General features: G+C 59.1%; 1 protein-coding gene. It reads left to right on the top strand.

Annotated features, from left to right (window positions below):
• Nucleotides 1-624 (top strand): UDP-glucose dehydrogenase family protein (locus tag HOC_RS20705; RefSeq protein WP_156950591.1); only part of this gene is annotated, 624 nt, incomplete at both ends.

Raw genomic sequence — 624 nt, 5'->3', positions numbered from 1 at the left:
TGCGCGTTGCGATGATCGGTACAGGCTATGTGGGCCTGGTTTCGGGTGCTTGTTTTGCGGACTTCGGTCACATCGTGACCTGCGTCGACAAGGATGCCTCGAAGATCGAGCGCCTGAAGAACGGCATCATGCCTATCTACGAGCCGGGTCTCGACGCACTTGTCGCCAGCAATGTTGAGGAAGAGCGCCTGTTCTTCACGACCGAGGCCGCCGAAGCCATCAAGGATGCAGACGCCGTCTTTATTGCAGTCGGCACGCCTTCACGGCGCGGCGACGGACATGCAGACCTCTCCTATGTCTATGCGGCGGCTGAAGAGATTGCCGGCCTGATGGACGGCTTTACGGTTGTTGTAACGAAATCGACTGTTCCGGTTGGCACGGGAGACGAGGTTGAGGAGATCATCCGCAAGGCCCGGCCCGACGGAGACTTTGCTGTTGTTTCCAATCCTGAATTCCTGCGCGAAGGCGCTGCGATCAAGGACTTCAAGATTCCGGACCGCGTGGTCGTCGGCACCGAGGATGAGCGCGCCCGCCAGCTGATGCGCGAGCTTTATCGCCCCCTCTTCCTGAACGAGACGCCCATCCTGTTCACTGATCGGCGCACCTCGGAACTGATCAAGTATG

It is taken from the genome of Hyphomonas oceanitis SCH89 (assembly GCF_000685295.1).
Classification (GTDB): domain Bacteria; phylum Pseudomonadota; class Alphaproteobacteria; order Caulobacterales; family Hyphomonadaceae; genus Hyphomonas; species Hyphomonas oceanitis.
This window is presented reverse-complemented; position numbering and strand designations above follow the sequence as displayed.